Below are 6,570 nucleotides of genomic sequence, written 5' to 3'. Positions count from 1 at the left end.
CGGCTTTTCAACCGTAACAGGTTGTTGTTTTTTGATTCCTCTACCTGTCCCACGCAGTCTTCTAGCGTAAGCTGCAGCTTTAATTTTAGCGATGAGTTCTCTGCCTATGATGTATAGATTTTTTGAAACCGTTCCTGATGGTTTACCGACATAATCAAAGGCTCCCAACTCTAAAGCCTCAAACGTAGTAATCGCACCTTCTTGGGTCAGTGAGCTCAGCATAATGACCTGCACTTCGGGATGCTGTTCTAATAAGTAAAGCATACAGGTTAACCCATCCATGACAGGCATATTAATATCCATAGTAACAACATCAGGGCAAAGTTCACGGTCTTTGATCAGAGCTTCTTCACCATCACGGGCTACCCCAACGACCTGAATGTCAGGGTCAGTCTCCAAAATCTGCTTAATGGTTCGGCGCATCATAGCTGAGTCGTCAACAATCAAAACTTTAATCACAAATCCTGAACACCACCCGTTGTTGGTATAGCAAACAAGGAGAGAGATTGCCACACTCTTGATAAATTTGATCAATTGTGTGACATCTCACTTGTATCCTTATTGTTATCACTTAGCCTATTTATATGCCGTCTAAAATTGCAGCACTTGCTTGAGGTCAAGAATCATAACCATTCGTTTACCGCCATGTAGTTTACCGACACCGCTGATAAACTTGCTGTCCACCGAATGAGAAACAATGTCAGGAGTAGCTTCTACCAAGCTGCGATCAAACCGGAGAACCTCGGAAACAGCATCTACAACAATTCCTGTTTTCTGTGTCCCAGTATCGACAATAATGATCCTGGTTGAATCATCACACTGTCTTTCCGGTAATTCAAATCGCCGTCGCAGGTTTAACGCCGGAATGATATTCCCCCGTAAATTAACCAAGCCGTCAATATAAGAAGGAGCGCCTGGCATGTGAGTTACCTCAGCCATACGGTTTATTTCCTGGACATCGGTTATTTTTATTCCGAATTCTTCATCCTCCACGCGAAAGGCAACTAGCTGCTCCTCGTCAATGGCTCCTCCCCGCTCAACGGTGGTAGCTTCATAAGTTACCTGCTCGCCCCTAATCTCTTGCACAATCTCAACCGGCAGTAGGTTAAGCGCATTTAAATACATAATCAGGCGCTTTCCTTCTTTTAATTTAGCAATACCACGAATCTGACCAGCCTCATCACTACCATATACTAAGGGAGGAGCCTCAATCAGACTTTTCGGTACAGATACTACTTCTGACACTTTATCAACCCGGAACCCGGCAGTAATATTGCCGAGGTCTACGACAATAATCCGCGATTGGTCTGTAGCTTTACAGTCAGGCAGATTAAAGAACACACGCATATTTATAATGGGCAGCAGTTGCTCCCGTAACGAAACAACCCCTTCGGCATACTTAGGAACATTGGGTACTGAAGTAATTTGCTGCACCCGGATGATCTCTTTCACATGCATAATGTTAAAGGCGTATTCTTCTTGTCCCAGCAAGAACGTCACCAGTTGCTCATCTTCACTCTCAACTGTTTTGGTTATAGTGTCTTGTCTAGCAGCAATCGTAGCTACACCTTCACTTTTTATCTGATCGATCTGATCAACGGTAATAATCTGACCAATGTTTAGCGCCATAATAATGCGCTTACCGCCGTCGAGCTTGACCAAGCCCTCCAAATAATCAACATTGATATTACGGATAACAGCAGGAGCAGGCTCTATGTCAGTCTGGCTTACCCGTAATACTTCTGATACCTTGTCTACCACAATACCTGTAGCCCGTCCCCGTACATCAACAACCAGCACACGGGTACTTTCGTCCCGTTGACGACGGGGCATTCCCAACCGTACCCGCCCATCAATGATGGGGAGAATATTGCCGCGCAGGTTACACACACCTTCCACATACTCAGGTGCATGCGGTACTTTGGTAATTTCCGTTAAGCGGACGATTTCGCGTACATGCATAATATCGGCGCCAAACTCATCATTACCCAAATGGAATGTAACCAACTGCCGTTCTGATAAGCCTTCTTCTTTTATTTCAATGGCTTCAGACATAGTTATCCCTCCTCATATGGAAACTTACATATTTTGCAATTCGTCTGCAAGCCCTGAAATTTCTTCAATTGCTTCAGCCAATTCCCGCATGCCTTTAGCCTGCTCTGATGCAGCTATAGCTGCTTGTCGGTTTGCTGTAGCCGCTTCCTCAGCCGCAGCAGCAATTTGATCAATACCCTTACGGGCTTGTTCAAGGGCGACTGCAGATTCTTCAGCGCCAACAAGCACCTCTTTAACTACGGCAAGAATTTCGCGCATCGACTCATCAATTGCGATAAGATTTCCTGTCGTCTTCTTGGCATTTTCCACTTCATAGGAAGCATTCTTAGCTGATAATTCTATGTCGGCAGTTACTTGCTGGATTTGGTTTTGGATATTACGGACAAGGTCTTTAATTTTATCTGCATTTTCAGCTGATTCATTAGCTAGAGTACGAATATCTCCAGCTACTACTGAAAAACCACGCCCATATTCTCCAGCCCTAGCAGCTTCGATGGAACCGTTAACAGCCAGCATATTGGTCTGGATGGTAACATTAACAATAGCATCTACGATTTTGTCAATTCTGCGGGTAGTATCTTCTAATCGCTTAATATTTTGTACCGATTTCTGGCTGGCCTCAGCAGCATCAGAAATTCCTTGGATAATACTATCAACTTCAGTTTTATTAGTGGAAAGTAGTGCCTGGAGTTCGGTAACTTTAATCTCAGATTCTTGGGCTCTTCCTTTCATTTGTAAGGCTGCTGATGCCAGCCGATCAGCTAAATTGGCAGCTTTCATCGTTAACTCTGCCTGAAGCTGAGCACCTTGGTCAAGCTGTTCCATTGCCTTCATGATTTGCTGGGCTGCTGTACTAGCTTCCTCAACATTGGCAGACAATTCTTCCGCAGCCGATGCTAGTTCTTCGGACGACTTCTGTGCATCTGTCGAAACTTTAAGCTGCTCGGCAAGTTCAGACAACTCAGCAGAAGCACTGCTCATTTCCGAGAAGGCGCGATTTTGCTCATTAATAGTTTGCGTAATTTCTTCGGTAGCTGCGCCTTGTTCCTCACTAGCCGCAGCCACCTGTTGAGCAAGTGCCAAAAACTCTTTAGCACCTTCATTTGCATCTCTTGCATTTTGTGCCACTTCGTTAATGCCTTTTTGGACATTTATCATATCCTTGTCAATTTGAATCAGATCAGAGGTTATTTTTTTAGCCTTTTCTACTTCTTCATTGGCAGCTTGACCAGCTTTTTGAACATCTAGCACAACTGTTTTTACATTTTCTTGGATTTCTTCAACAAGTAGCCGGATATCACGAGCCGATTTTTCTGATATTTCAGCTAGATTGCGCACCTCGTCAGCAACCACGGCAAAACCGCGTCCATGTTCACCAGCCCTAGCAGCTTCAATGGCAGCATTGAGTGCCAGCAGATTCGTCTGATCTGCAATACGCACTACAGCCTCAACAATATTACCAACTTCAATAGCTTGATTCTCTAATTCGGCAACCATCTTAGTTGATTCCAGGTTAGCATCTGCTGAAGCTTTTATACCATTAATGAGTTGTTCTACATCAGCGCTGGTTGTTTTTACGAGATTTTGAGCAAGATTGACACGATCAAGCGATTCTTTTGCGCGGTTATCGGCAACAATAGCCGCCTTTTCAATTTGGTTTATGGCTGCGCGACTTTCTTCAGCAGCAGCCGATGCTTCTTCAGCGCCACTGGCAATCTGCTCCATGGTACTTGCTAGCTCTGTGGCTGCATTACCAGCCTGCTCAATGCCTGCTGCCAATTGCTCAGTAGCGGTAGCAATTCGCTCTGCAAGTTGCTGCTGCTTGGCCATAGAACGGGCACGAACTTTATCCATTGCCCTTTTTTTGGCTAAATCCCGTTTGGCGGCAATATCGGCAGCACTGCTTAACTCACCTGATAATCTGCTTGTAGTTGCGGTATTGTTTGCCGGTCTAGCCAATTTTTTTTTCTCCATCTTAAATTCCCCCTTAAAATCTATCGCCATCAACGTTGTTACTGTATCCTAATGCGGCAATAGTATTTTTCTTTTCATTTTCTACCTAGCAATAAACATGCCAACTTAAATTCATTGTAACCACTAAAAAAGTCCGAAAAATAATCTGTTTTTAAGTAATCAGCTACTGCCATATTGTAGCGATATGAGACAGTGTCTTATATTGAGACACATTTCTATTTTTTAAGATATGATTCGATAAAATTTGATAATAAAATAAGCAGGTACTTTTCAATACCTGCCATTTGGAACTATTTTTTTATATTCTTTTTTTTTCTATCAAGTATCCGGTAAATCGAGCTCCGAGCTATGCCAAGACTACGGGCAGCAGCGGCCTTATTGCCGTCGTTAGCCTCTACTGCCTGCTCAACCAGGGTAATAATATGATCATCCATTAAAAGATTGTCATTATAACACTGTTCCGATAAGGACAGAGGCTTGAAACTGGACTGCTGCTTCCAATCAACCTCCAGCCCCATATGGGTATCAACAGCAAGCATATCCTCAAAATGCTCTGGTCTAAGCTGAATGTCATCAAATAAGAACACAGCGCGTTCAATAACATTTCTAAGTTCTCTAATATTCCCAGGCCAATGATAATTGGTTAAAACAGTTTCTGCTTCTGATGATATTTCTTGAAACGATTTGTTTTTAGATTCAGCAAACTCATGCAAAAAGATTGTAGCCAAGGGAATAATTTCCTCAACCCGATTGCGCAGCGGTGGCAAATATAACTGACCTACCTTCAAGCGGTAGTATAAATCTCTTCGGAAGCGGCCTGCTTCCACTGCTTCCTCCAAATTTACGTTGGTCGCGCAAATAATCCGAGTATCAGTTTTAATTTTATGCAAACCACCAACTCGGTAATATTCCTTTTCCTGCAAGACGCGTAAAAGCTTACCCTGCATTTCTAATGGTATCTCAGCCACTTCATCTAAAAATAATGTGCCTCCGGCCGCAATGTCAAACTTACCCTTTTTCCCTTTAGATTGCCCACCAGTAAAAGCACCAGCTTCATACCCGAAAAGCTCGCTTTCGAACAGACTAGGAGTAATCGCAGCACAATTAATATCAACAAATGGCGCATCTTTATTTTCTCCGGCATTATGAATAATTCGGGCTATAACCTCTTTCCCTGTACCTGTCTCTCCCCTGATAAGTACCGGAATGGATCGATCAAGTCCGTACTTTTGTGCCTCCTGGAAGATTTTTTCCATTTGTTTTGAAAATACGCTTACCGTAGTATATCCGGGTATTTCATAGGTTTTTCCTTGCTGCCCATGAGCTAAAATTGGTTTGGTATATGCATCCATAACAACAAGGTTAGCCTCGACCCGTTCAAGCATACTAATAAGTTGTTCGGCATCAACTGGCTTGACTAAATAATCAAAAGCCCCTAACCGAAGAGCTTCAATAGCGGTATCTATAGTACCGCAGCCAGTAAATAGTACAACAGGAGGGCTTTTTTTCTTTGGTTGATTTACATACTTTAATAACTCAAGTCCAGTCATTTTCGGCATTTTAATGTCTGAAAGTATCAAGTCAAATGGCCGTTGTCCTAATATGGCCAATGCTTCTTCCCCGTCAGTACATTCTGTAACACGGTGATGAACACGCTGAAGAAATGTTTTTACACTTCTACGGCTGCCATAATCATCTTCAACAAGCAAAATATCCAAACTCCAACCTCCCGGTATATTGTAAAAATGTGGTGGAATTTGCAACTGACAATTGCTGTTATGTTTACGTAGTAAGGTGGATTATCACAAACATGTCAATAATAAATAAATATAAATCCAAGCTTGTATCTCTATTCCTTACTATTAATTGGAATACGAATGGTCACACAAGCTCCCGCTTCCTCCTTGTTATTTTCGATAGTAATTCCACCGCCGTACGCTTCAATAATTGTCAGCGCAATGGTTAACCCTAAACCCATACTTTTGGTATACACTTTGGTCGTAAAGAATGGCTGGAAGGCTTTTTGCTTAGCTTCCTGAGTTAATCCAATACCGTTATCCTGGCATTTAATAATAATGTTTCCATCTATTACATGAATCGTAATACGAACTTCTTTGCCATGTTCCCGAACTTCCATAGCTTCAACGGCATTACGAATAATATTGGTTATTACCTCCTGAAAACGGCGATAATCACCAAAAATTGCAGGAACCTTGGAATAGGTAAAAATCACCTTGATATCCTCCAGATATTCATCCATCGCAGCCAGCGATTGATTTACTATCTCAAGAATATCAAACTCTTTTTCATCTTTTATAAAAATTCTTTCCACATAACTATTGAGATATTTAATTTTCTCCCCAATCCGGTTAATTTGCTCAAGTGCAAAAGTAAGATCCTCATCAGTCAGACGACTACAACCATTTTCTTGTAATTTACGGAAATACAAGATATTGTCAATATGTATATTAAGAGCCTGAAGTGGTTGACTTAACTCATGAGAGATACTAGCTACCAACATAGCTATGGAACACATTCGAT

Annotated in this window: 5 protein-coding genes; all 5 read right to left on the bottom strand. The window is 42.2% G+C overall.

Annotated features, from left to right (window positions below):
• The coding region (locus AC29Z1_RS06500) for a response regulator (protein WP_488270647.1) at positions 1–459 on the bottom strand (459 nt) is incomplete at its 3' end.
• 132 nt (positions 460–591) lie between these two features.
• The gene (locus AC29Z1_RS06495; protein ID WP_488270646.1) at positions 592–2,055 is read right to left on the bottom strand and encodes a chemotaxis protein CheW; all 1,464 of its coding nucleotides are present in this window, start codon (positions 2,053–2,055) and stop codon (positions 592–594) included.
• A gap of 24 nt (positions 2,056–2,079) precedes the next feature.
• A complete protein-coding gene (locus AC29Z1_RS06490) occupies positions 2,080–4,029 on the bottom strand; it encodes a methyl-accepting chemotaxis protein (protein ID WP_488270645.1) in 1,950 nt (649 codons plus the stop codon).
• 290 nt (positions 4,030–4,319) lie between these two features.
• Positions 4,320–5,747, bottom strand: a complete 1,428-nt coding sequence (locus AC29Z1_RS06485) for a sigma-54-dependent transcriptional regulator (protein ID WP_488270644.1) — start codon at positions 5,745–5,747, stop codon at positions 4,320–4,322.
• Between the two features lie 131 nt (positions 5,748–5,878).
• Positions 5,879–6,570, bottom strand: a 692-nt coding sequence (locus AC29Z1_RS06480; RefSeq protein WP_488270643.1) for a sensor histidine kinase, incomplete at its 5' end; no start/stop codon positions are given.

The sequence above is a fragment of the Sporomusa sp. genome, from assembly GCF_057736855.1.
The sequence above is the reverse complement of the archived record's forward strand: the minus strand, read 5'-3'. Positions and strand labels throughout refer to the sequence as shown.